This is a genomic window from Streptomyces sp. DG2A-72 (assembly GCF_030499575.1).
In the GTDB taxonomy this organism is placed as follows: domain Bacteria; phylum Actinomycetota; class Actinomycetes; order Streptomycetales; family Streptomycetaceae; genus Streptomyces.
In genome coordinates, this window is sequence record NZ_JASTLC010000001.1 from 3,617,552 (window position 1) to 3,640,932 (window position 23,381).

Annotated in this window: 20 protein-coding genes and 2 pseudogenes; 12 read left to right on the forward strand and 10 right to left on the reverse strand. The window is 69.9% G+C overall.

Annotation, left to right across the window (positions count from 1 at the left end; translation table 11 throughout):
• Window positions 1-18 precede the first annotated feature (18 nt).
• Window positions 19-819 carry a sugar phosphate isomerase/epimerase gene (locus QQY66_RS17075; protein ID WP_301987348.1) on the forward strand — a complete coding sequence of 267 codons (801 nt, stop codon included), beginning with the start codon at window positions 19-21 and terminating at the stop codon, window positions 817-819.
• On the opposite strand, the gene QQY66_RS17080 is transcribed toward QQY66_RS17075, so the two are convergent.
• Window positions 803-1,399, reverse strand: a complete 597-nt coding sequence (locus tag QQY66_RS17080; protein ID WP_301981226.1) for an alpha/beta hydrolase — start codon at window positions 1,397-1,399, stop codon at window positions 803-805. The genes QQY66_RS17075 and QQY66_RS17080 overlap by 17 nt on opposite strands.
• Window positions 1,400-1,450: 51 nt before the next feature.
• On the opposite strand from QQY66_RS17080, the gene QQY66_RS17085 reads away from it, so the two are divergent.
• Window positions 1,451-2,389, forward strand: a complete 939-nt coding sequence (locus QQY66_RS17085) for a LysR family transcriptional regulator (RefSeq protein ID WP_301981227.1) — start codon at window positions 1,451-1,453, stop codon at window positions 2,387-2,389.
• Here the strand turns inward: QQY66_RS17085 and QQY66_RS17090 are convergent.
• Window positions 2,379-2,798 carry an ATP-binding protein gene (locus QQY66_RS17090; protein ID WP_301981228.1) on the reverse strand — a complete coding sequence of 140 codons (420 nt, stop codon included), beginning with the start codon at window positions 2,796-2,798 and terminating at the stop codon, window positions 2,379-2,381. The genes QQY66_RS17085 and QQY66_RS17090 overlap by 11 nt on opposite strands.
• Before the next feature lie 120 nt (window positions 2,799-2,918).
• On the opposite strand from QQY66_RS17090, the gene QQY66_RS17095 reads away from it, so the two are divergent.
• From QQY66_RS17095 to QQY66_RS17105, 3 genes are all read left to right on the forward strand, one after another.
• Window positions 2,919-3,737 carry a helix-turn-helix transcriptional regulator gene (locus tag QQY66_RS17095; protein ID WP_301981229.1) on the forward strand — a complete coding sequence of 273 codons (819 nt, stop codon included), beginning with the start codon at window positions 2,919-2,921 and terminating at the stop codon, window positions 3,735-3,737.
• Window positions 3,734-3,907 carry a DUF397 domain-containing protein gene (locus QQY66_RS17100; RefSeq protein WP_301981230.1) on the forward strand — a complete coding sequence of 58 codons (174 nt, stop codon included), beginning with the start codon at window positions 3,734-3,736 and terminating at the stop codon, window positions 3,905-3,907. Before QQY66_RS17095 ends, QQY66_RS17100 begins: the two co-directional genes overlap by 4 nt.
• A 309-nt stretch (window positions 3,908-4,216) precedes the next feature.
• Entirely contained in the window at window positions 4,217-4,702 is a 486-nt protein-coding gene (locus QQY66_RS17105; protein WP_301987351.1) for a hypothetical protein, read from the forward strand.
• Between the two features lie 635 nt (window positions 4,703-5,337).
• Here the strand turns inward: QQY66_RS17105 and QQY66_RS17110 are convergent.
• Entirely contained in the window at window positions 5,338-5,964 is a 627-nt protein-coding gene (locus QQY66_RS17110) for a GNAT family N-acetyltransferase (RefSeq protein ID WP_301981231.1), read from the reverse strand.
• 167 nt (window positions 5,965-6,131) lie between these two features.
• On the opposite strand from QQY66_RS17110, the gene QQY66_RS17115 reads away from it, so the two are divergent.
• Both QQY66_RS17115 and QQY66_RS17125 read left to right on the forward strand, forming a co-directional pair.
• Window positions 6,132-6,584 carry a hypothetical protein gene (locus QQY66_RS17115; RefSeq protein WP_301981232.1) on the forward strand — a complete coding sequence of 151 codons (453 nt, stop codon included), beginning with the start codon at window positions 6,132-6,134 and terminating at the stop codon, window positions 6,582-6,584.
• 889 nt (window positions 6,585-7,473) lie between these two features.
• A pseudogene (locus QQY66_RS17125) lies at window positions 7,474-8,083 on the forward strand (DnaJ C-terminal domain-containing protein); the annotation flags it as partial.
• Here QQY66_RS17125 and aroA read toward each other — a convergent pair.
• Window positions 8,039-9,280: a 3-phosphoshikimate 1-carboxyvinyltransferase gene (aroA, locus tag QQY66_RS17130; RefSeq protein ID WP_301981233.1), complete on the reverse strand. Its 1,242-nt coding sequence runs from the start codon at window positions 9,278-9,280 to the stop codon at window positions 8,039-8,041. The pseudogene QQY66_RS17125 and the gene aroA overlap by 45 nt on opposite strands.
• Before the next feature lie 403 nt (window positions 9,281-9,683).
• Here aroA and QQY66_RS17135 point away from each other — a divergent pair, with 403 nt between their 5' ends.
• Together QQY66_RS17135 and QQY66_RS17140 are read left to right on the forward strand one after the other, a co-directional pair.
• Window positions 9,684-11,474, forward strand: coding sequence for a glycoside hydrolase family 3 protein (locus QQY66_RS17135; RefSeq protein ID WP_301981234.1), 1,791 nt, complete (start codon window positions 9,684-9,686; stop codon window positions 11,472-11,474).
• 107 nt (window positions 11,475-11,581) lie between these two features.
• A complete protein-coding gene (locus QQY66_RS17140; protein ID WP_301981235.1) occupies window positions 11,582-12,214 on the forward strand; it encodes a hypothetical protein in 633 nt (210 codons plus the stop codon).
• Window positions 12,215-12,239: 25 nt separating this feature from the next.
• Here the strand turns inward: QQY66_RS17140 and QQY66_RS17145 are convergent, their stop codons facing one another.
• Entirely contained in the window at window positions 12,240-13,673 is a 1,434-nt protein-coding gene (locus QQY66_RS17145; RefSeq protein WP_301981236.1) for a S28 family serine protease, read from the reverse strand.
• Between the two features lie 119 nt (window positions 13,674-13,792).
• Window positions 13,793-14,182 (reverse strand): hypothetical protein, encoded by a 390-nt coding sequence (locus QQY66_RS17150; RefSeq protein WP_301987352.1) that lies wholly within the window; start codon window positions 14,180-14,182, stop codon window positions 13,793-13,795.
• 62 nt (window positions 14,183-14,244) lie between these two features.
• Here QQY66_RS17150 and QQY66_RS17155 point away from each other — a divergent pair, with 62 nt between their 5' ends.
• Window positions 14,245-14,391, forward strand: coding sequence for a hypothetical protein (locus QQY66_RS17155; RefSeq protein WP_301981237.1), 147 nt, complete (start codon window positions 14,245-14,247; stop codon window positions 14,389-14,391).
• 130 nt (window positions 14,392-14,521) lie between these two features.
• Here the strand turns inward: QQY66_RS17155 and QQY66_RS17160 are convergent, their stop codons facing one another.
• The 3 genes and pseudogenes from QQY66_RS17160 to QQY66_RS17170 all read right to left on the reverse strand — a co-directional run bounded on the left by QQY66_RS17160 (window position 14,522) and on the right by QQY66_RS17170 (window position 20,402).
• The gene (locus QQY66_RS17160; RefSeq protein ID WP_301981238.1) at window positions 14,522-18,244 is read right to left on the reverse strand and encodes an ABC transporter ATP-binding protein; all 3,723 of its coding nucleotides are present in this window, start codon (window positions 18,242-18,244) and stop codon (window positions 14,522-14,524) included.
• Between the two features lie 170 nt (window positions 18,245-18,414).
• Window positions 18,415-19,493 (reverse strand): annotated as a pseudogene (locus QQY66_RS17165) (esterase-like activity of phytase family protein).
• Window positions 19,494-19,541: 48 nt separating this feature from the next.
• The gene (locus tag QQY66_RS17170; protein WP_301981239.1) at window positions 19,542-20,402 is read right to left on the reverse strand and encodes a serine hydrolase; all 861 of its coding nucleotides are present in this window, start codon (window positions 20,400-20,402) and stop codon (window positions 19,542-19,544) included.
• 227 nt (window positions 20,403-20,629) lie between these two features.
• On the opposite strand from QQY66_RS17170, the gene QQY66_RS17175 reads away from it, so the two are divergent.
• Window positions 20,630-21,562, forward strand: a complete 933-nt coding sequence (locus QQY66_RS17175) for a DMT family transporter (RefSeq protein ID WP_301981240.1) — start codon at window positions 20,630-20,632, stop codon at window positions 21,560-21,562.
• A 187-nt stretch (window positions 21,563-21,749) separates the two neighbouring features.
• Window positions 21,750-22,553, forward strand: coding sequence for an endonuclease I family protein (locus QQY66_RS17180; protein ID WP_301981241.1), 804 nt, complete (start codon window positions 21,750-21,752; stop codon window positions 22,551-22,553).
• Between the two features lie 48 nt (window positions 22,554-22,601).
• Here the strand turns inward: QQY66_RS17180 and QQY66_RS17185 are convergent, their stop codons facing one another.
• Window positions 22,602-23,381 carry a M48 family metallopeptidase gene (locus QQY66_RS17185; protein ID WP_301981242.1) on the reverse strand — a complete coding sequence of 260 codons (780 nt, stop codon included), beginning with the start codon at window positions 23,379-23,381 and terminating at the stop codon, window positions 22,602-22,604.

Below are 23,381 nucleotides of genomic sequence, written 5' to 3' on the forward strand. Positions count from 1 at the left end.
CGAGTAGGGTCGATGACCATGAAGCTGGCGTTCTCCACCCTCGGCGTCCCTGGCCTCCCCATCGCGGACGTGCTGCGCCTCGCGGCCACGCACGGCTATCACGGCGTCGAGTTGCGCGCACATCCTGAGGAGCCGGTGCACCCCGGCATCGGGCTCGCCGAACGGGCCGACGTGGTGGCCGAGTTCAAGGGGGCGGGGGTGGAGGTCCTGGGCGTGGCGGGCTACGCACGCGTGGCCGCACCAGGCCCCGACGAGCCGGTGATCGAGGAGATCCACCGCCTCCTGGACCTCGCCCGCGACCTGGGCGCCGGCTTCATCCGGGTCTTCCCCGGCGCCGGCACCGACCAGTCCGCCGAGGAGGCCGACGCGACGGCCGCGCGACGCCTGGGCACGGCCGCGGAGTACGCAGGCGACCTGGGCGTACGCATCTTGATGGAGACCCACGACTCCCACCGCACCGGCGCCGCCGCGATCCGCGTCCTGGGCCTGGTCGGCCACCGCCAGGTCGGCTCCCTCTGGGACGTCATGCACACCTGGCTCGGCGGCGAACAGCCCTCCGAGACCTACGCCGCCCTCTCCCCCTACCTCGGCTACGTCCAGGTCAAGGACATCGCCTCCGCCACCGACACCACCCCCCTTCCCCTGGGCACAGGCGTCCTCCCCCTCACCGAGTGCGTCGAGGTCCTCTCCCGCCACGGCTGGGACGGCTGGCTCTGCTGGGAGTACGAGAAGCGGTGGTACGAGGGGGCCGCGCCGCTTCCGGAACTGCTGGGGGCGGGGCGCGAGCACCTGGCCCGGCTGCTCAACGAGTCGGCGTAGGCGTGGCGGAGATCCTGACCGACGGCTCCAGGCACCACTCCAGCACGGCGGGCCAGGAGCCGTAACCCGCGTCCAGGTCCAGATGGGCTGCACCGGGGATCAGGTCGGTCGGAATACCGAGAGGATCACCGAAGGCTGCGCGTGCGCCTTCCGGACAGCACGGGTCGTCGTCGCCTGCGACAAGGCGAGTGGGCCCAGGGAGCGTGAAATCCAGGACGGGCGGGGCGAATTCGGCCACCTCCGGGTGTCGTACGAGCACGGAGGCGGAGGGCGGGGCCACGAGCAGGACCCGGTCCACGCCACCGAGTCCGGGCAGACCGCGGGCGGCGGCGTGCAGCCACAGGACGGCGGAGGCGCTGTGGGCAAGGACGATGCGTTGGGCGCCGGCGGGCAGGTCGTCCAGATGCCGGGCCAGCTCGGTGAGCCAGACCTCCAGGTCGGGGTCGCCGGGGTCCGGCAGCTGGGGATAGGTGACGTGGTGGCCGAGTTCGGTCAGACGGTCGGCGAGCCAGTGCTGCCAGTGGTCCTTGGGACGGCGGTTCTGCCAGCCGTGGAGGATGAGGTAGGAGCGCGTGGTCATGGGGTTGACGGTTTCCGACCACTGACCTAATGGTCCAGTTAATCTTTTGCGGTGGAACAGGTAAGCGAAACCTTCACCATTGACCTGCGTCGCCTGACCGTACTGCGCGAGCTCCAGCGCAGGGGCAGCCTCGCTCGCACGGCCGAGGCGCTGCATCTCACCCCCTCGGCGGTCTCGCAGCAGCTCGCGGCGCTGGCCCGTGAGGTGGGTGTTCCGTTGACCGAGCGGGACGGGCGAGGCGTACGCCTGACCGGTCAGGCCCGTCTCCTGCTCACCCACGCCGACCTGATCGCCGCCCAACTGGAGCGGGCGCGCGCCGACTTGGCGGCGTACGGGGACGGCGGCCGGGGGCAGGTGACCGTCGGCTGCTTCTCCAGCGCCATCCTGGGGCTGCTCCCCTCCACCCTCGCCGCCCTGCGCGACCGGCTCCCCCACCTCCGTATCGACGTCGTCGAGTCCGAACCGCCGGACCTCTTCACCGCCCTCGACGCCGGCCAGGTCGACGTGGCGATCGCCGTAGACTTCGCCGCCGCGCCCCCGCACACCGACAAGCGCTACGTCCGCACCGACCTCCTCACCGACGTCCTGGACCTCGCCGCCCCGGCCGACCACCCGCTGGCCGGGCAGGGACGGGTCGCGTTGCGGGAGCTTGCCGGTGAGGCCTGGATCGTGGGCGAGGCGCGGAGTTGCTGCGGCGCGGTGGCACGGTCGGTATGTGCGGCTGCCGGCTTCACACCCGACATCCGGCACGCGGTGAACGACTGGGCGGCGGTGGCGGCGCTGGTGGAAGCGGGGCAGGGGGTGGCCCTCATCCCACGGCTGGTCCGGTCCTCGTACGCCGGGCGCCGCATCACCCTGCTGACCACGGACGGCGAGCCACCGTCGCGGAACGTCTTCGCCGCCGTACGAGCCGGGTCGGAGCGGGATCCGGTACTGGCGGCGGTGCGGGAGCAGCTACGTTCCATGGCAGCCGAGTTGGTCAACTGCTGAGGACGCGGACCCAGACCGACTTGCCGAATTCGCGGTCTCTTACTTCCCAGGCGTCGGAGAGAGCCTCGACGAGGAGGAGGCCTCTTCCTGATGTGGCGTCGGGGTCATAGGGCTTGCGGACCGGGTGGTGCGGTGAGCCGTCGGCGACCTCGATCTCGATCGTCTTGGCGCCGTCGTAGGTGAGAGCCACGTCGACGGTGCGGCCGGGGCGGCGGACGTGACGGATCGCGTTCGTGGCCAGCTCCGAGATGACGAGCGTGATCGTCTCGGTGGTGTCTTCGGGGACCGACCAGGACGTGAGCACGATACGGGCGCCGTGACGGGCCTCGGCGATGTTGTCGGGGATGGGCATGAAGCTGCGGCGCCAGGTGCGGGGGCGGGGGTTTGGTACGTGACTTTCTGTGTTCACGGGACCACTGTCGGCGCAGGTGGGTAGCGTCCGATAGTGACCGAGCGTCGACCATCGCGAATGGCAACTGCGGTTGTGGGCGTGTTGATTGGCGTTGAGCCGTGTTGAGGGGGCGCTGCGATGGGGCAGCCGAAGAAGAACACGTCGTCACCGGCCGCGCAGTACTTCGCGGAGGTACTGCGCATGTTGCGTACGGCGGCGGGGCTCTCGCAGAACGAACTGGGTGACCGGATGGGGTACTCGGGCGCTGCGGTGAGCGCGGTGGAGACGTGCGCGAAGCCTGCGACGGACGAGTTCATCGAGGTGGCGGAGAAGGCGTTGGATGCCGGGGGGCTGGTTGCGGCTGCGGCGAAGTATCTGCGGTTGGAGCGGTATCCGGCGCACTTCCAAGGGATGGTGCAGCTGGAGCAGGAGGCGCTGAGCGTGTCGGCGTACTGTGTCCAGCTGATTCACGGGTTGCTGCAGACCAGGGAATACGCCCGCGCCCTTTACGACCACGCGGTCCCGCCGCTGGATCCCGAGGAGGTCGAGCAGCACGTCACGGCTCGCATGGAACGACAGGCTCTGTTCGACCGCAAGCCGGTGGCGATGATCAGCGTGGTGCTCGAAGAAGCGGCGCTACGACGGTTGATCGGCGGATCGAGCGTGATGAAGCAGCAGTACGAGCACCTCATCGAGTGCGCCGCGCGCCCCAACGTCGCCCTCCAGGTCATGCCGATGAGCCGAGCCGGGCACGCTTGCCTGGCCGGCCCGTTGACGGTCATCGAGACTCCGGAAGAGGTCACCCTGGTCTATCTGGAAGGTCAGGGCAACAGCCACCTGGTCTCGAAGCCCGACGAGGTGGGTGTGCTCGCACGGCGTTATGCGATGATCCGAACGCAGGCCCTCAGCCCCGAGGAGTCCGTGACCCTGATCGAGCAGCTTGCGGGTGAACTGTGAATAACTTGGCTTGGTTCAAGAGCAGTTACAGCGACAACACAGGGGGCGAATGCGTCGAGGTCGCCACCACCTCCGCCATCCACATCCGCGACTCCAAGAACCCCGACAACCCGCACCTCACCGTCTCCCCCACCGCCTGGGCCGACTTCCTCACGCATGCCGTGAAGTGACTGTCAGGGCCGCCCGCTTCCTTGCCAGTGTCGTGCTTCCACGGCCCGCCTCAAGGGCGCTTCGCGTCGGCTACGCCGATCGGCCTCCGGCCGACCCTTGACCCGGTCCGTTCCAGCACGGGTGAGAAGCGAGCGAGCGGCCCGGAAAGACGGGTGGCCGACGTATGTTCGCGGTGAGGTGAGCTGGGATGCGGGCCGGGGATGGCGGGCGCGAACGCGCCTCGCCAGCACGCCGGGTGGGCTCAGCGGCTTGCGGCCATCAAGGAAATCAGGCTGCGTCGGGATGCGCTGCCGGGACAGCATGGCGGGGTGCCTGATCTGCTGTGGGATGACGTTGCGTACTTCTTCGATCCTGATCTGATGGGTTCGCTGCCGGACGTGCGCGTCCCAGAGGCGTCGGTGGAGGACTGGCAGGCACTCCTCGATCTCGTCGGTGAGCGCGGCTGGCAGTTCCAGTACTCCGAGGGCGAGACGGTGCTGCCGGTGCCCAGGGCGGACGCAGCGCTCTCCGGCCCGGCGGGCGCCGAGCTCCCTGAACTGCGGGTCTGGCTGTCTGCCGAGGTGCTGGCGATCTTTCGTTTCCATTCAGCGGAGGAGATCGACTTCGATGTCGACCTACGGGAGCTTCAGGGACAGGAACGGCTCGATACCTTCTGCCGTTTCCTGCGGGACATCGGCCAGCGGCTGGGCAAGCCGGTGCTGATGGATCCGGAGGGCGATCACGGTCATCCGGTACTCGGGTTCGATGTTGAAGCCGATCGGGTCGTGCTCCTGGCTGAACCACCGGTTACGTGACGGCTGTTGTGGTCCGCGGTTCGTAGAAGGTTCCGTCGCGGAGCATCGCGAAGAGCACGTCGGCTCGGCGACAGATTGCCGGGAGGACGGGGTACGGGTGTCTAGCGGACGGCGGCGCACTCGGGACACAGGCCCCGCAAGTTGCCCTGCCGAGGTCAATTGGAAGATCTGGGCCACCGGCAACACAAGGAACCCCTCTCGGCGGAGATCCTCGTGGCCCAAACTGTCCAATTGCTGCCCGCCACCGCCCGGACACGCCCCGACCGACCACCTCAGACTCCGCCCCACCGGCCGTTCGTCGCTTAGCCCACCCGGCGTGCCACCACCTGGCCGACGCGCCCCCACCACCCACCGGTCGCCCGCCGCTAAACCCACCCGGCGTGCCCCCATCCTGCTGACGCGCCCGCCCACCCCGGCCCGCCACGCAGCCCACCTCACCGCAAACCCACCTCGGCCACCCGCATCTCCGGGCCGCCCGCTCGCTTCTCACCCGTGCTGGAGCGAGCCGAGTCAAGGGTGAAGCGAAGCGGAATCGGCGCAGCCGACGCGACCGGAGGGAGCGCCCTTTACTCGGGTCGCGGAAGCACGACACTGGCAAGGAAGCGGGCGGCCCAACGGCAACCGCTCAACTCCGTTCAGCGTGCCAACGCCTTGGCCAGCCGCCTCTCCAGCCGTACCCTGCACTCCGGCCACTCCGTCGCCGTAATGGAATAGATCGCGGAGTCACGCAGCAGCCCGTCCTCGCCCGGTGCCCACGAGCGGGACCAGTTCCTGAGCACGCCCTCGAAGTGGGCGCCGGTGGCTGCGATCGCCGCGCGGGAGCGGGTGTTGCGGGCGTCCGTCTTGAGGTCCAGCCGGGACACGTGCCACTCCTCGAAAGCGTGTCGGAAGAGGAGGAGCTTGGACTCCGTGTTCAACCCCGTGCCCTGAGCGCTCGCCGCCAGCCAGGTGAAGCCGACCTCGATGGCGTCCAGGCGGTCGTCGGAGAGCCAGGAGCGTGGCTCCCAGTACGACGTCGTACCGAGGGCGCGTCCCGAGGGGACCGACACCTGGGCGTACGGTGCCAAACGGCCCGTCGCCGCGCGGGCGAGTTGCGCGTCGATGTACGCGCCCACCTCGTCCGCCCTCGGCACCCACGTGAAGTCGTACGTGCCCCGGTTCTCCTCCGCCGCCACCGCCAAGTCCGCCGCGTGCCGGTGCCCCAGCGGCTCCAGGCGCACCAACTCGCCCTCCAGGACGGGCCCCTCCAGCCTGAAACTCATCGCGTGAGGTCCCCCTTGTTCCGCCGACCGGCAATGTTCCGTTGATCCACGACGTTCCGCTGTTCCGCGACATTTACGCAACCGGTTATCGCGGCCCGCACTTGACGGGCAGACTGGAGGCCGCAGATGGACAGGGAACGGGGGACGGTATGGCGGCGGTCAGGAGTATGAGGCTGGTCGTGTCCGGTGACGCCGATGTGGATCAGGCGGAACTCGACTCGCTCACCTCGCAGTTGAGACAGCGCCTGCTCGAAATGGACGTCGACGACGTCCGGTTGGGCCGCTCCGGCCACCCCGCACCCGAGGGCGCCAAGCCGGGTGAGCTCATCGCGGTCGGCGCCCTCGCCGTCAGTCTCGCGACCGCCGTCCTGCGGCCCACGCTGCGCCTCATCGAGATCTGGATGCAGAACCGCCCCGTCCGCACGGTCACGGTCGACATCGATGGCCGCGTCCTCGAACTCGGCCACGCCTCCAAGGAACAGCAACAGCAGATGCTGGATCTCTATGTGGAAGCGGTGCGGTCCACCGCGGAAACGCGGTCCGGCGAGTCCCGCGTGGAGTCGCCCGCCGGCCGGCGGGCCCCGGTAGGCCCCGTCGCCCCGGACGCCGCCCAGGAATAGACCGCACATGACCGACTTCCCCCTCGGCACGGGCCGCAGGGACGCCCTCCTCATCGCCGCCGGCACGTACGACGACGCCACGCTCGACACCCTGCGCTCCCCCGCCCAGGACTGTGCGGGCCTCGCCGCCGTGCTCGCCGACCCCCGCATCGGCGGCTTCCGTACCGAGCAGGTGAAGGACGCCCGTGCCCACCAGGTGATGCGGGCGATCGAGCACTTCTTCCTGGACCGCAGCCGCCACGACCTGCTCCTGGTCCATGTCTCCTGCCACGGCATCAAGGACCTCCACGACGGTCACCTGTACTTCGCCGCGCGCGACACGGACCGCACCCTGCCCGCGTCCACCGCCGTCCCCGCCGCCTTCCTGCGCGACCGCATGGAGCGCTGCCGGGCCACCGTCGTCGTTCTTCTCGACTGCTGTTACAGCGGAGCCTTCCTGCCCGGTGCGAAGGGTGACGACCAGATCCACGTGCGCGAGGAACTCGGCGGCCACGGCCGGGCGGTCCTCACCGCGACCAACCGGGCCGAGTACGCATGGGAGGGCGAGCGCGTCTCCGCGAAGGAGCCGCAGCCCTCCCGTTTCACCGGCGCGCTGATCGAAGGGCTGCGCACGGGCGCGGCGGACCTCAACCGGGACGGCCGGATCACCGTCACCGAGCTGTACGACTACGTGTACGAGTCCCTGCATCGCAGCGGGGCGAAGCAGCGGCCGCTGATGTGGGCGGAGCTGGAGTATCAGGTCACGATCGCGCGGGCGGTGGGGGAACGGGAGAGCGCCGAGAGAGGGCGGGTGTCGCCGTCCCCGGCCGAAGAGACCAGGGTGCCGCCCGCGCAGGGCCGTCCCGTCCCGTCCCGACCCCGGCCGCCCGCCGCGCCCCAGCCCCAGCCGCGCACCCCGCCCTCACGCGTCCGTCGAGGCCAGGACGCGCTGATCCGACTCGAACTGGACCTGGAAGAGACCGCGTTGGGAACGGTCAAGGACATCACAGTCGAAACCGCGGTCGTGTGTCCGACCTGCTCGGGCTCGGGCACGGCGAGCGGCGGTTGGCGGTCACGCTGCCGCGAGTGCAAGGGCGACGGCCGGGTCCGCCGACTCCGCACGCTCTCCGTCAAGATCCCGGCCGGCGTCGAAAACGGCATGCGGATCCGTCTCGCCGGCAAGGGCGAAGTCGGCCCCGGCGGCGGCCCGCCGGGCGACCTGTACGTCGAGATCACGGAACTACCGCACGAGGTCTTCCAGCGCGTCGGCGACGACCTGGTGTGCACCGTGACCATCCCGACGGTCACAGCGAGGTCGGGCGGGACGGTCCCGCTGCCGACTCTGGACGGCCGGAAGACCATCCGCATCCCCCGGGGACACCCGACGGCCGGACCCTGCGGCTCGCCCACCTCGGCGTCACGCACCTCAAAGTCGGCGGCCGAGGCGACATCCTGGTGCACATCCAACTGGCAGGCTAGCTCGGCAGCTTCGCCCGCAACTCCCCGAACGCCTCATGAAACCCGGGAAACGTCTTCCGTACGCACCCGGGGTCATCGAACGAAACCCCGGGCACCCGAAGCCCGGTGACCGCGAAGGACATCACGATGCGGTGGTCGCCGTACGTCTTGATCTCGGCGCCGCTCGTGACGGGCGTACCGGGGTGGATCTCGATCCAGTCGGGGCCGGTCTCCGCCTCCACCCCCAACCGCCGCAGATTCTCCGCGCACGCCTCCAGCCGGTCGCACTCCTTCACCCGCGTATTCGCCACGTCCTCGATCCGCACCGGACCGGAGGCGAACGGGGCGATCGCCGCCAGGGTCGACATGGTGTCCGAAATGTCCCGCATGTTGACCGTCAGGCCACGGAGCTCGCTGGTCCCCCTCACCGTCGTACTCTCCGCACCGACCGTCACCTGTGCGCCCATCCGGCCCAGTACGTCCACGAAGTCCAGGTCGCCCTGGAGGGCTCCGGCGCCAAGCCCGGGGACCGTCACCTCGCCGCCCGTGACGGCCGCCGCGGCGAAGACGTAGCTCGCGGTCGAGGCGTCCGGTTCGATCGCGTACGTCGTGGCCCGGTAGCCGCCCGGCGGAACCACGAAGACGTCGCCGTCCCGCCCGACCTCCACGCCGAACGCCCGCATCATCGCGAGCGTGATCTCCACGTACGGCGCCGAGACCAGGTCCGTGACCTTGATCCGCAGGCCCTTGCGGGTGAGCGGGCCGAGCAGCAGCAAGGCCGTCAGGTACTGCGAGGACTGGCCGGCGTCCAGCGTCACTTCGCCGCCCTCGACTCCCGACGCCCGGACGGTCAGGGGGTGGTGGCCCTCCGTCTCCTCGTGCCGCAGGTCGACGCCCAGGTCGCGCAGGGCCCGGGACAGGGGCAGCAGGGGCCGGCGGCGCATCTGTGCGGAGGCGTCGAAGCGGTAGGTCCCGCGCCCTGTCGCCGCCAGGGTCGGGAGGAAGCGGGCCGTCGTCGCGCCGTCGCGGCAGTACACGTCCGCCTCGGTCACGGAAGGGCCCTCGGGGCGGCCGTCGATCTGCCAGGTGTCCGGGGTCCGGCCCACGCGGTAGCCGAGGCGGGTCAGGCCTTCCACGAAGCCTTCCGTGTCGTCGGAGCGGAGGGGGCGTACGAGGGTGGTGACCCCGTCGGCAGCCGCCGCCAGGAAGAGGGCGCGGGCGGTGATGGACTTGGAACCGGGGATGTCGACAACAGCCATGCCTCATGATCGCCCGGCACCTGCCTTCGGTGTCGCCACGTCCACGGGATGGACCACGGAACGTCGCCCGGTGGTCACCGACGTCCCATTGATCCCTGGGTCACCGACTTCCGGGAATCGGGGCCAACCCGGGAACCCGGCCACACGCCCGCTCGTCCAACCCGCAAGCTGTCGGAGAGTCACCGTGGTGCGGTGTCGGCCTCGCTGCTGGCTGCGAACGCTGACCCACCCTCTCCGCCGTACTGCGGCCGGCAGCATGCCGCCATCGGCGCGCCCCCCTCCAACAGCGCCGATGGCGGCCCCTCCGCAACTAGCGTGCGTTCCCTTGACTGGCAGAAACTTCCCGGATATTGGTGACTCCTCGGAAGTTTCCTTCAGTGGATCACCTCCGGAAGGAGCGCACGTGCCCTCCAGACGTACCGTTCTGGCCGCCACCGCAGGCGTCGCCGCCACTCTCGCGGTGAGCGGAACCGCCTACGCGGACGACAAGAAGCTCCGCTCTCTCATCTCCCGTATGACGCTGCCCGAGAAGGTCGGGCAGCTTTTCGTCATGCGGGTCTACGGCCACTCCGCCACCGCCCCCGATCAGGCCGACATCGACGCCAACCTCAAGGAGATCGGCGTCCGCAACGCCGCCGAACTCATCGCCGAGTACCGCGTCGGCGGCATCATCTACTTCACCTGGGCGCACAACACGCGTGATCCCCAGCAGATCGCCGGCCTGTCCAACGGCATCCAGCGCGCCTCGCTGCAGCAGCCGCGCGGGCTGCCCGTTCTCGTCTCCACCGACCAGGAGCACGGGATAGTGTGCCGAGTCGGCGAGCCCGCCACCCTTTTTCCGGGCGCCATGGCCATGGGGGCAGGCGGGTCGCGCACCGACGCACGTTCCCTCGGCCGTATCGCCGGGCAGGAGCTGCGAGCCATCGGCATCCGGCAGAACTACTCCCCCGTCGCCGATGTCAACGTCAACCCCGCCAACCCCGTCATCGGCGTCCGCTCCTTCGGTTCCGAACCCGACGCGGTGGCCGGTCTGGTGGCCGCCGAGGTCGCCGGGTACCAGCGGTCGGGAGTCGCGGCGACCGCCAAGCACTTCCCGGGGCACGGGGACACCACCGTCGACAGCCACACCGGCTTTCCCGTCATCACGCACAGCCGAGAGGAATGGGAAGAGCTGGATGCCGGACCCTTCCGGGCCGCGATCCGCGCGGGCATCGACTCGATCATGACCGCGCACATCCAGTTCCCGGCCCTCGACGACTCCGGCGACCCGGCGACGCTCTCCCGCCCGATCCTCACCGGCATCCTGCGGGAGGAACTCGGTTACGACGGAGTCGTGGTGACCGACTCCCTCGGGATGGAAGGCGTGCGCACCAAGTACGGCGACGACCGCGTGCCGGTGCTCGCGCTCAAGGCCGGCGTGGACCAGCTCCTCAACCCGCCGAAGCTGGACGTCGCGTGGAACGCCGTCCTCAAGGCCGTTGAGGACGGGGAACTCACCGAGGCACGGCTCGACGAGTCGGTTCTGCGCATCCTGCGGCTGAAGGCGAAGCTCGGACTGTTCGACGCGCCCTACGTCAGCCCGAGCGGCGTCGACCGGAACGTCGGCACCCCGGCCCACCTCGCCGCCGCCGACCGCATCGCCGAGCGGACGACCACGCTCCTCGTCAACGAAGGCGGACTGCTGCCGCTGTCCGCCGGCGAGCATCCCAGGCTCCTCGTCGTCGGCGCCGACCCCGCCTCCCCGTCCGGCACCACCGGACCGCCCACCGCCGTCCTCGCCGCCGCCCTCACCGGACTCGGCTTCACGGCCACCAGGTTGTCGACCGGTACGGCACCGACCTCGGCGACCACAAGTGCCGCCGTCGCCGCGGCGGGCGAGGCGGACGCCGTCGTGGTCGGGACGTACAACGTGACGGCGAGCAGCACCCAGAAGGCCCTGGTCCAGGAGCTGCTGGCGACGGGGAAGCCGGTGGTGGCGGTCGCCACCCGCAATCCCTACGACGTGGCCCAACTGCCCGCAGTCCAGGCCTACTTGGCATCGTACTCCTGGACGGACGTCGAGCTGCGCGCCGCGGCCCGCGTGATCGCCGGGCGGGTGCGGCCGCGCGGGAAGCTGCCGGTGCCGGTGCAGCGGGCCGACGATCCGGCGCGGGTGCTGTATCCGGTCGGACATGGGCTGTCGTACCGGACGTAGTACACATACGTCATGCGCCCGGCGTACAACTGCCAATGGGCGCAAAGCACCCCGGCACGTCTGGCGTGCGCCCGCCTCGGCGGGTCACGCTGGGCGGGGGTGTGACGATGCAGAAGAAGGGTTCCGTGGGGGTGGTGTGCGCGCCGGCTGCGCTGCTCGTCGCCCTGCTGACGGGGTGTCAGGGTGATCCGCCCGCGGCTGCGGAGGAGACGCCGGCCGGCAGCGGACGGGCGACCTCGACGCAGCCGTCCGGGCATGGCGCGGTGTTCCTCGCGGTCGACGAGTGCAGCTCCTTCGGTACGACGAGCTTCACCGAGGTGCCGTGCACCAGTGAGCGGGCGGCGGCGCGGGTCGTGGCCCGGCACGACGGCCGGGTGGACGACGGGCCGCTGTGCCCCGGGACCTCGGACTTCGTCCTGCACATCAGCGACGAGGCGCCGGTCTCCGACGAGGACGGCGACGGAACGGTCCCGCAGGGCTACGCCTGTATGCGCAACCTCTCCCCGCCCCATCCCGGCGACCCGGGCGCCGGAGGCGGCCCCCGCACCATCGTCGGCGACTGCGTCTACAGCTCCGGCGACGGACAGGTCCGCGAGACGTCCTGCGAGGGCGAGGGCAGGCAGGAACCCGAGTACGAGGTGACGAAGGCCGTCGGCAAGCGCACGGAGTGCCCGGCGTCGACGGCCCTGTATGTCCAGCTGGGCGGGGCTGATCCGGTGGGCTGCGCCCGGCCGCTGTGAGCAACGGCCGGGCGCACCTCATGCGTTACGGACGCAAGGCCGGCTCGCGCTCGATGTCACGCTTGTCCAGCTTGCGGTCGAACTTGGCCAGCGGCTTGGCCGCCGCGGGGTTCGACTGGACGGCGCTGGACGCGACGCCCGCCCACTGCAGGATCCGTGCCGTCGCCAGGGACTTCTCGTCGGCGACGAGGCCCGCGACGTTGGCGCCGTGGTTGAGGCCCGGCGCGGTGAAGACGTAACTGTCACGCGCGCTCTTGCCGAGGCGGAACGGCTCGGCGCCCCACGGGTCGTTCTCGCCGTAGACGAAGAGCATCTGCCGCGCGTTGTGGCGGACCCAGGTGTCGACGTCCTTCATGACGTACGGCTGGAACTTCATCGGGATCGACCGCGGCACGAAGTTGCGCGGCGGCAGGTAGCCGTAGCGGATGTACTTCTTCTCGATGTGCGGGAAGCCGATCGTCGGCGCGCCCAGCTGGGTGCCCGCCTGGTAGTAGTACGGCGTGTACGGCTCCAGGCCCTGGTCCGTGTAGAAGGAGAACCCGGCGATGGCGTCGAGGGAGTTCCAGATGGCGTCGTCGGTGGCGTTCTTGGCGTCGGCCGGGATGGTGTCGCAGTCGGACAGCAGGCTGTACTGCCAGAAGCCCCAGACGTAGTCGAGGACGGTTACCTCGTAGGCCTTGTCGAGGCTGCCGACGGTGTTGAAGGTGTAGCCGTTGTCGGCCGCGTAGGCCGCGTACCGCTTCTCCATCGGCTCCCGGCGCACCAGTGCCTCGCGCTGTACGCCGTTCAGCCGGTCGCGGCACTCCTTGGTGCCGACGGTGGCGAAGAACTCGTCGTAGGCGGAGTCCTCCTTGTTCACGACGTCGTTGGGGGCGACGTAGGCGACGACGCCGTCCATGTCGCGCGGGTAGAAGCGCTCGTAGTACGTGGCGGTCATGCCGCCCTTGGAGCCGCCCGTGGAGAGCCACTTCCGGTCGTAGACCGGCTTGAGCGCCTTGAAGATGCGGTGCTGGTCGCTGGCCGCCTGCCAGATGTCCAGCTTGGTCCAGTCGGCCGGGTCGGGCCGGGACGGGGTGAAGAAGCGGTACTCCATGGAGATCTGGTTGCCGTCCACGATCTGGGTCGGCTCGCTGCGGCGGGGCGTGGTGGAGACGTTGTAGCCGCTGGTGAAGAAGACCGTCGGGCGGGCCTCGTCCTTGTGCAGCACGGTGATGCGCTGCTGGAACGTGCCCTTGGACGGGCGCCGGTGGTCGACCGGCTGGGTGTAGTTGAGGACGAAGAAGCGATAGCCGGTGTACGGCTTCTCCTCGACCAGGCTCATGCCCGGAATCGAGAGCAGCTTCTCCTTGATGTCAGTGGTGCCGGTGGCCTCCGGCTCGGCGGCGGTGGCCGCCCCCGCCGTACTCAGCGTGCCTATGAGCACGGTGAGCGCCAGCAACCATCTGAGCGCCTTGCGCATGCACCCTCCCGGTGAATACAGATGTGCGCCGGAAGCTAGCGGAGCAAGTCACCTGAGCACCAGGGGAGATGACAGGTCGATGGGGAAAACCCTGTAGGAAACCTGTGGATCCGTGTGGATCAGTACCGGATCCAGCCGGTGCTGACCGATCCCCCGCCGACCGCGCCCTTCACGCGCACGCTGCGGTGGCCCATGTAGACCAGCGGCGTGCTGATGCGGCGGATGCGCTTGTCCGTGAAGGCGACCGGGCGATGGCCGCGCACCTGCACGCTGACCGACATCGTCCGCACGGGGCCGGGGTTCTTGGCGAGCGTGACGGCACAGATCTCGCGGTCCTGCTTGTAGACGCGCACGATGCCGGTCGAGAACGTGAGTGTCCTGACCTTGCGGCCGGCGCAGGGCTTGGCGACCGCGTGCGCCTCGGCCGGTGCCGCCAGCCCGAGCAGTCCGGATGTGGTGAGCACGGCGATACCGAGCGCCAGTCCCCGGCGTATCGCACCACTGTCCACTGTCATCCCTCCCGTACCCCGTCGACGATCGTACGGATGTACGGACGCAGCACGTATGTCGGATGGTTGCACGCCCGTCAGCGCGACGCGCCAACCAGCTCCTCCGGCTCGGCCTGCCCGACGAACGTCCGCCACAGCTCCGCGTACAACCCACCCCGCGCAAGAAGTTCCTCGTGCGTGCCGTCCTCAGCAACCCGGCCGCGGGCTGAACCCCCCAACGTCGCCCTCGCACCGCTCGGCCCTGGCCGGCCTCCCCGGCTTCAGGACGACTGGCCGGACTCCATCCGACGGCTCACGTGACCGTCGACCCACGACCCTGCCCGGCACACCGACGATCCGTCAGGCCACCACGGCCGCGTCCTCCCCCACAAACGTCCGCCACAACTGCGCGTACAACCCACCCCGCGCAAGAAGTTCCTCGTGCGTGCCGTCCTCGGCGACACGGCCGCGGTCCATGACGACCACGCGGTCCGCGCGGGCCGCGGTTGTGAGGCGGTGGGCGACCACGAGGGTCGTGCGGCGGCCTGCGAGGCGGTCGGTGGCCTGGTTGACCAGGGCCTCGGAGGCCAGGTCCAGGGCGGCTGTCGCCTCGTCGAGGAGGAGGATGTCCGGGTCGACCAGCTCGGCGCGGGCCAAGGCGATCAGCTGCCGTTGGCCCGCGGAGAGGTTGCGCCCTCGCTCGGCGACCTCGTGGAGGTAGCCGCCCTCGAGCGTGGCGATCATGTCGTGCGCGCCGACCGCCCGGGCCGCCGCCTCCACTTCGGCGTCGGTGGCGTCGGGGCGGCCGTAGGCGATGGCGTCGCGGACGGTGCCCTGGAAGAGGTACGCCTCCTGCGGGACGACGCCCAGGCGGTGGCGGTACGACGTGAGGTCGAGGGCCCGCAGGTCGGTGCCGTCGACAGTGACGCGGCCACCGGTGGGGTCGTAGAAGCGGGCCACCAGCTTGACGAGGGTCGACTTGCCGGCGCCGGTCTCGCCGACGAAGGCGACGGTCTGGCCGGCGGGGATGGCGAGGTGGATCCCGGTGAGGGCCTCCTCCTCGCCGCCGTATGCGAAGTGCACGTCCTCGAAGGCGACTTCGCCGCGCAGCGAGAGCACGTCGAGCGGATCGTCGGCGCTCTTCGTCGACGTCGGCTCCTGGAGCAGCTCCTGGATGCGGCCCAGCGAGACCGCCGCCTGCTGGTAGCCGTCGAAGACCTGGGAGAGCTGCTGGACGGGGGCGAAGAACAGGTCGATGTAGAGGAGGTACGCCACCAGCGCACCGGTGGTGAGCGTGGCGTTGTCGACCCGGCCCGCGCCCACGATCAGCACGGCCGCCGCAGCTACCGACGACAGCAGCTGCACGCCGGGGAAGTACACCGATATCAGCCACTGGCCCCGGATACGGGCCTGGCGGTAGCTGTCGCTCCGCTCCGCGAACCGCCGCCCGCCGTCCCGCTCGCGCCGGAACGCCTGCACGATCCGCAGCCCGGACACCGACTCCTGGAGGTTGCCGTTGACCACCGACACGCGTTCCCGGGCCAGTTCGTACGCCTTCACGCTCGCCCGGCGGAAGAAGACCGTGGCGAGGATCAGCGGCGGGAGGGTGGCGAAGACGACCAGCGCCAGCTGTACGTCGATCACCAGCAGGGCGACCATGATGCCGAAGAACGTGACGACCGAGACGAACGCCGTGACCAGTCCGGTCTGGAGGAACGTCGACAGCGCGTCGACGTCCGTCGTCATCCTCGTCATGATCCGGCCGGTCAGCTCACGCTCGTAGTAGTCGAGTCCGAGCCGCTGGAGCTGGGCGAAGATCTTCAGGCGGAGGGAGTACAGGACCCGCTCCCCCGTCCGTCCGGTCATCCGGGTCTCGCCGATCTGCGCCATCCATTGCACGAACACGACGAGCAGTCCGAGCAGCGAGGCCGCCCACACCGCGCCGAGGGCCATCTCCGAGACACCGCTGTCGATGCCGTGCCGGATCAGGACGGGCAGGAGGAGGCCCATACCCGCGTCCACGGCGACGAGGGAGAGGCTGACGAGGAGGGGGAGGCCGAAGCCGCGGAGGAGTCTGCGCAGGCCGTAGCTCTCCTCGGCTCGCACGGCGCGTGCCTCGTCGATCTCCGGGGTGTCGGTCGCCGGGGGCAACGCGTCCACCTGGGCGAGGAGTTCGGGGGTGGCCGGGGTGCCGTCCATCGCGAGGTCGCGCGGGGTGCGCTCGCCCGCCCACAGCCGGGGCGTGATGCCGCGCTCGGCGTCGAACTCGGCGTCCAGCTCTTCCCGTACGGAGGTGTCCTCCTGCGGACAGGCGGGCTGGGCGTGGCCGGGCGAGACGCCGCCGAGTTCGTCCGGGTCGGTGAGGAGGCGGCGGTAGAGGGCGGACCGCTGCTGGAGTTCCTTGTGGGTACCGATGTCGGCGAGCCGGCCGCCGTCGAGGACCGCGATGCGGTCGGCGAGGTTGAGGGTGGAGCGGCGGTGGGCGATGAGGAGGGTGGTCCGGCCCTCCATGACGTGCTTCAGGGCCTCGTGGATCTCGTGCTCGACGCGGGCGTCCACGGCGGAGGTGGCGTCGTCGAGGACGAGCAGCCGCGGGTCGGTGAGGATCGCGCGGGCGAGGGCGACGCGCTGGCGCTGGCCGCCGGAGAGGGTGAGGCCGTGCTCGCCGACCTTGGTGTCGTAGCCGTCGGGGAGTTCCCTGATGAATCGGTCCGCCTGGGCGGCGCGGGCGGCGGCCTCGATCTCGTCGTCCGTCGCGTCGGGACGGCCGTACGCGATGTTGCTGCGGACCGTGTCCGAGAAGAGGAAGGAGTCCTCGGGGACCAGCCCGATCGCGGCCCTCAGCGAGTCGAGGGTCAGCTCGCGGACGTCATGACCGCCGATGAGGACGGCGCCGTGGGTGACGTCGTAGAACCGGGGCAGCAGGAGCGAGACCGTCGACTTGCCGGAGCCGGAGGAGCCGACGACGGCGAGGGTCTCGCCGGGGTGGATCTCGAAGCTCAGCCCGTCGAGGACAGGGCTGGTTTTGCCCAGGGCGCCCTCGTAGCCGAAGGAGACGTCGTCGAACTCGACGGTGGCGGGGGCGTCGGCGGGCAGCGTCTTGTGGCCCTCGTCGAGCGTCGGCTCGGTGTCGATCAGCTCCAGCACGCGTTCTGTGCCGGCGCGGGCCTGCTGGCCGACCGTGAGGACCATGGCGAGCATGCGGACCGGGCCGACGAGCTGGGCGAGGTAGGTGGAGAAGGCGACGAACGTACCGAGCGTGATGTGACCGCGCACGGCGAGCCAGCCGCCCAGCGCGAGCATCGCGACCTGGCCGAGCGCGGGGACGGCCTGGAGGGCGGGGGTGTACTTGGAGTTGAACCGGATCGTGCGCAGCCGCCCCGCGAAGAGCTTCCGGCCGACCTCGCGCAGCTTCCCGGTCTCCTGTTCCTCCTGCCCGAACCCCTTCACCACGCGTACGCCGCTGACGGCGCCGTCGACGACGCCCGCGACGGCCGCCGCCTGGGCCTGGGCGTACCAGGTGGCGGGGTGGAGCTTGATGCGGCTGCGCTTGGCGATGAACCAGATCGCGGGCGCGACCGCGAGGGCGACCAGCGTGAGCGGGAGCGACAGCCACGCCATGATGACCAGGGAGATCAGGAAGAGCATGAAGTTCCCGATGGTCATCGGGAGCATGAAGAGCAGGCCCTGGATCAGCTGGAGGTCGCTGGTCGCCCGCCCGACGACCTGACCGGTGGACAGCTCGTCCTGACGGCGGCCGTCGAGCCGGGTGATCGTGCCGTACATCTCGGTCCGCAGGTCGTGCTGGACGTCGAGGGCGAGACGGCCGCCGTAGTAGCGGCGGATGTAGGTGAGGACGTAGACGAGGAGCGCGGCGCCCATCAGGGCGCCCGCCCAGACCGCCATGGACCGGCTGTGATCGACGATCACGTCATCGATGATCACCTTGGTGATCAGCGGGGCCAGCGCCATGACGGCCATGCCGACGAGCGAGGAGCCGAGGGCCAGGACGACGTCCTTGGGGTAGCGCCAGGCGTACGCCCACAGCCTTCGCGCCCAGCCTTGCCCCTGCCGCGCTGCCACGTCGGTGCCTCCCCGTTCTGTTGGATCTACGGAAGGCACCAACGCCGGGGCAAGCGGATTTCATCCCTCCGCGACAGCGCTGCGCTGGCGGGGCCGTCATTCGGCTGCGGCGCCGCGAGGGCTGGTCGCGCCCACGCGGCGGAGCCGCATATCGATACAGCCCCGCGCCCCTAGGGGGTTGTCCGTACCCGGAGATCGTAGAACCGCGTCGTCTGTACCGGATTCTGGTTGTCGTCGCTGGCCAGCAGCACCTTCAGGCGGCCCTTGGTCCAGCCGGTGATCGTCATCGCCTCGATGTTGTCGAGGAGGGGGTTGGGCTGGGGCTGCTTGGCGGTTGCGCCGAGTGACGGGCAGTTCACGAGGTCGGCGAGGAGGGTCTTCTTGACCAGCCGTACGCCGTCCTGGCCGGTCAGCGTGTCGATGCCGCTGGTGTCGGTCGCGCGGCGCGGGTCGGCGAGGTAGAGGCGGACGGTGTTGCCGACGCCGGAGGTGAAGCCGCGCTCCAGGACCAGGAACCGGCCGTCGGGCAGCGCGGTGACCTCGGGGACGCCGAGGCCGGTGTCGGCCCGGTAGGCGTACTGGGCACCGAGCCCGAAGGTGCCGTGGTGCCGCTTCCAGGTCTGCCAGCGGACGATGCCGGCGGTGTCGCCGGACAGCGCGTACTCCATCGACGCGAGCAGCGTGCGCCCGCCGGGGAGCATGGTCAGGCCCTCGAAGGTGCCGTTGGAGACGGCCCGCCCGGCCGGGGCGACCTGGAGGGACGCCGGTACCGGAAGACGGTCGAGGATCTTGCCGTCGCGCGAGTAGCGGCGTACGGACGGCTCGGTCTCGGAGCTGATCAGCCGGGTGCCGATGGGGGTCCCCCCGCTCGAGCGAAGCCGAGAGTGGGGAGCTCTACGACCAGGCCCTCGGAGTCGAGCGGGGCGCCGCCCTCGTCGGCGAGCTGGACGACGGACTTCGGCTGGAGGGTTCTGCGGTCCAGCGTGAACAGCGACGAGCGGTCGGAGAGCGCGGCGAGGTCGCCGTTCCGGTCCACGGCGAGCGCGGAGAAGTTGCCGACATAGGTGCCCTGGTACGTCGTCTTGTCCAGGGCGTCGGAGAAGCCCTGGATGGCGACGGAGGGCGAACAGGCGTGGCTGGTCTGCGTGTTGGTGCCCGCGTCTGCGGGCCCTGCGGCGGTGAGGCAGGTGGCCGCCGCAAGGCCGGCGGTGGCGGTCGCGAGCACGGTTCGTACGTTTCTCAGGCGCATGGGCGTCACCGTAGAGCGGGCCGGTGACGGACGGGAGACGACCAGGCGTCAACTACCGGACGCGGCCAGATCCCGGTGGATGACCTTGGCGACGCCCTGAATGGTCGTGATGCCATAGTTCATGGTGCTGTTGCCGTGGGTGAGCACCGTGACCATGTAGTCGTGACCACCGCCCTTGAACGTACCGACGCTGTGCACCCGCCAGCCGTGCGTGGCCCGCTGAAGCCAGCCGTTCTTGACGTGCACGGAGACGCCGGCGGGGACGCCGTACGGGGTGCCCCAACGCTGCGACGACACGACCTGGCCCATCAACTTCAGGATGTAGGCACGGGAGTTGTCGCTGAGGACCGTGTTCTTGGCGGTGATGAGCTGGAGCAGCTTCCGCTCGTCGGTGACGGTGATCTGGGTCAGCCCCCAGTAGCCGTCCGTGCCGGGCTTGGTCTGCGTCATTTTGGCCGCGGCGAGGAAGCCCTTGATCTTCGTCAGGCCGAGCTGCTTCCAGAGCGTGCTGGTCGCCGCGTTGTCCGACTTGGTGATCATGGCCTTGGCGAGCGTGGCCTCGCGGTCGGTGAGATAGCGGTTGTGCTTCTTCGCGTCCCAGAGCAGCGTGGCGAGCACGGTGACCTTGACGACACTGGCGGAGTCGTAGGCGGTGGAGGGGCGCAAGGTGCAAGTCGTCTTGGTGCTGCGGTCGTAGAGACCCACGGCGACCGTTCCCTTGCGGTTCGCCAGGGCCGCGGTGATGTCCCTCTGGAGCTTGGCGGCGAGGCCCGCCTTCGCCGACGTACAGCTGACGGCGGGTGCGGTCGCCGCGGCAGCGGGCGAGACGGCGACCACGCACGGTATGAGGATTCCCGCGCCGAGAACCAGCGACAGCGCTCTCGCGCGTCCGAATGTCCGGTGAGTCATGCCCTGTTGACTCATGAGTTCGAGGGAAAGGTTGTACGGCCAGGTACGATCCCCACGTGAACATTTACTGGCACGCCGTCACTCCGCCTCCCTGCGCCTGACCGGGCGCAGACGCTGAGGACTTGATTCCCCGGCCCCGACCGACCCGCAGTGGACGGTGAGGGGCCGTCGTCGTGCGCCCGTTTCGGACCCGGTCCCAGACGCATCGACGACGGAAGACCACGACTGTGCCGAACCGCACCACCACTCTGCTTCCCGCGCGCCCGAACGCGCGCCTCCTCACCGGCCCCGCGCCCATCCTCATCTCGGCCGTGCTGTGGGGCACGACCGGCACCGCCTCCTCCCTGACCCCGGCCGGCGCCCCCGCGGCGGCGATCGGCTCCGCCGGTCTCATGCTCGGCGGCATCCTGCTGTTCCTGACCTCCCGCGGCGCCCGTTCACTGCCCGCCGTCTGCACACGCCGTGAGCGGTGGCTGCTGGTGCTGGGCGCGCTGGCGGTGGCCGGATATCCGGTCACCTTCTATCCGGCGGTGGCCCGCACCGGCGTAGCGGTGACGACGGTGATCGCGCTCGGCAGCGCGCCGGTCTTCTCCGGACTGCTGTCCTGGATCACCGGACAGTCCCGGCCCACCGCACGCTGGACGCTCGCCACGGCTGCGGCCGTCCTGGGCTGCGCCCTGCTGGTACTGGGCCCCGAACTCACCGGCCACGCCACACCTATGGACCTGACCGGCGTGGCACTCGCCGCGGGCGGCGGGCTGTCGTACGCCGTCTACTCGCTGATCGGCGGCCGGCTCATCACCCGCGGCCACGCGTCCGACGCGGTGATGGGCGTGCTGTTCGGCGCGGCCGGGCTGCTCGTCCTGCCGCTCGTGCTGCTCGTGGACACGCAGTGGCTGACCACGACACGCGGCGCGGCGGTGGCCGGCTATCTCGCCCTGTTCACCGTCGCGCTGGCCTACCGGCTCTTCGGCTACGGGCTGCGGCACACCCCCGCCTCGACGGCCACGTCACTGACCCTGGCCGAGCCCGCCGTCGCCGCGGTCCTGGGCGTCACCGTACTCGGCGAACACCTGCCGGCCGCCTCCTGGTGCGGGCTGGCCGTGCTTGCACTGGGGCTGGTGTTCGTCAGCGGTGACAACCCTACGGGCGCCGGCTGACAATCCGCCCAACGGCCCCCGACCTTCCAGTCAGGGGCCGTTTCCCGTGTCAACTCGCGTAGACAAGGGTCGATTTGCCGCTCCAGGTCACCGAATGGACACACAGAGTCCATTTACACCGCCTGCATGTCCATGCCACTCTCCCACGTGCCGCCTCCATTCAACCCGCGTAGATGGGACCCCCTTCATGCTGGCGACACGCATCCGGCACTGGAAGCCCGTGGCTCTGACCACCGCGGCCGTCCTGGTCGGCCTCACCGCCTCGACGCTGACCGCGACCCCCGCAGCGGCCACGACCACGGCGTACGACGACACGTACTACGCCGACGCGATCGGCAAGACCGGTACGGCGCTGAAGGACTCGCTCCACACGATCATCGGCGACCAGACGAAGCTGTCGTACTCGGCGGTCTGGAACGCGCTGAAGGTGACGGACCAGGACCCGAACAACAGCGGCAACGTGATCCTGCTGTACTCGGGCATCTCCCGCAGCAAGTCGCTGAACGGCGGCAGCACCGGCAACTGGAACCGCGAGCACACGTGGGCGCAGTCCCACGGCGACTTCGGCACCTCGGCCGGCCCCGGCACGGACCTGCACCACCTGCGCCCCGAGGACGTCCAGGTCAACTCGATCCGCGGCAACAAGGACTTCGACAACGGCGGCAGCAGCTTCACCAACTCCGGCGGCAGCCTCACCGACTCGAACTCCTTCGAGCCCCGCGACGCCGTCAAGGGCGACGTCGCCCGCATGATCCTCTACATGGCCGTCCGCTACGAGGGCGACGACAGCTGGGCCGATCTGGAGCCCAACGACCGCGTCAGCAACGGCAGCACACGGTTCCACGGCCGCCTCTCCGTCCTTAAGCAGTGGAACGACGAGGACCCGCCGAGCGCCTTCGAGGAAAACCGCAACGAGGTCATCTACGACACCTACCAGGGCAACCGCAACCCGTTCATCGACCACCCGGAATGGGTCGAGGCGATCTGGTAGCCCTTGCTGTGGCCGAACTCCCCTATTTATGCGGGGAGTTCGGCCAGCTCACCGAATATCACCCATCCAGAGTCGCCGCCCCAGCTCGTCGAGGTCCGCCCGCCGCTCTTCGTACTCGGGCAGCGCGATCCGCAGCAGCCGCCAGAAGTCCTCCCGGTGACCGGACACCTTCACGTGGGCCAGTTCATGTGCGATGACGTAGTCGATCAGATGCATGGGCAGCTGGAAGAGCGGCCACCCGAGACTCATCAGCCCCTTGGCACCCGAGCCGTCCTGCGGCGGCCGATAGGAACCCCATCGGTCCCCCAGGTCCCGCACCTCCAGTTCCGGCTCGGCCACACCCATGCGGGCCGCCCAGGGCTGGAGCCGATGTCCCGTCCAGGTCCGGCCGGCCCGGCAGTACCAGTCGACAAGCGCTGCTCGCCCCGCCTGCGGCTCCGCCGCCAGATCCGGACCCATGACAAGGCGCCCCGCAATCAGCCTGACCCCTTCGGCCACCGCCTCCTCACCGGACACAGCCAGACGATACGTCCGCCCCAAATAGCGGAAGACCTCTCCGTCGGTGATCTGTTTGACGGGGCTGAGCGGGCGTGTCCGCTCACGCTCACGCCGCTTTGTCACCAACCAGTCCCGGTGAGCTCGTACGAACTCCTCCGCCTCGGCTGTCGAACGCCCGGCAGGAGTGTGCAGGGTGAGGGTCGCGTCAGCCTCGACAGTCAGTGCGAACCGTTTCCTGCGCGCGCTGGCACGCACCCGCAGAGACAGCCCGTCCACCGTGAGCAGGGCCTCTGGGGCTGAGTAGGTCGAAGGATCGGCCGGCGCGGTCAC

Coding starts and splice junctions, on each gene's coding strand:
- QQY66_RS17075 (WP_301987348.1), top strand. CDS start 19: ATGAAGCTGGCGTTCTCCACCCTCGGCGTCCCTGGCCTCCCCATCGCG.
- QQY66_RS17080 (WP_301981226.1), bottom strand. CDS start 1,399: ATGACCACGCGCTCCTACCTCATCCTCCACGGCTGGCAGAACCGCCGT.
- QQY66_RS17095 (WP_301981229.1), top strand. CDS start 2,919: ATGGGGCAGCCGAAGAAGAACACGTCGTCACCGGCCGCGCAGTACTTC.
- QQY66_RS17110 (WP_301981231.1), bottom strand. CDS start 5,964: ATGAGTTTCAGGCTGGAGGGGCCCGTCCTGGAGGGCGAGTTGGTGCGC.
- QQY66_RS17115 (WP_301981232.1), top strand. CDS start 6,132: ATGAGGCTGGTCGTGTCCGGTGACGCCGATGTGGATCAGGCGGAACTC.
- aroA (WP_301981233.1), bottom strand. CDS start 9,280: ATGGCTGTTGTCGACATCCCCGGTTCCAAGTCCATCACCGCCCGCGCC.
- QQY66_RS17140 (WP_301981235.1), top strand. CDS start 11,582: ATGCAGAAGAAGGGTTCCGTGGGGGTGGTGTGCGCGCCGGCTGCGCTG.
- QQY66_RS17145 (WP_301981236.1), bottom strand. CDS start 13,673: ATGCGCAAGGCGCTCAGATGGTTGCTGGCGCTCACCGTGCTCATAGGC.
- QQY66_RS17155 (WP_301981237.1), top strand. CDS start 14,245: ATGGTTGCACGCCCGTCAGCGCGACGCGCCAACCAGCTCCTCCGGCTC.
- QQY66_RS17170 (WP_301981239.1), bottom strand. CDS start 20,402: ATGACTCACCGGACATTCGGACGCGCGAGAGCGCTGTCGCTGGTTCTC.
- QQY66_RS17180 (WP_301981241.1), top strand. CDS start 21,750: ATGCTGGCGACACGCATCCGGCACTGGAAGCCCGTGGCTCTGACCACC.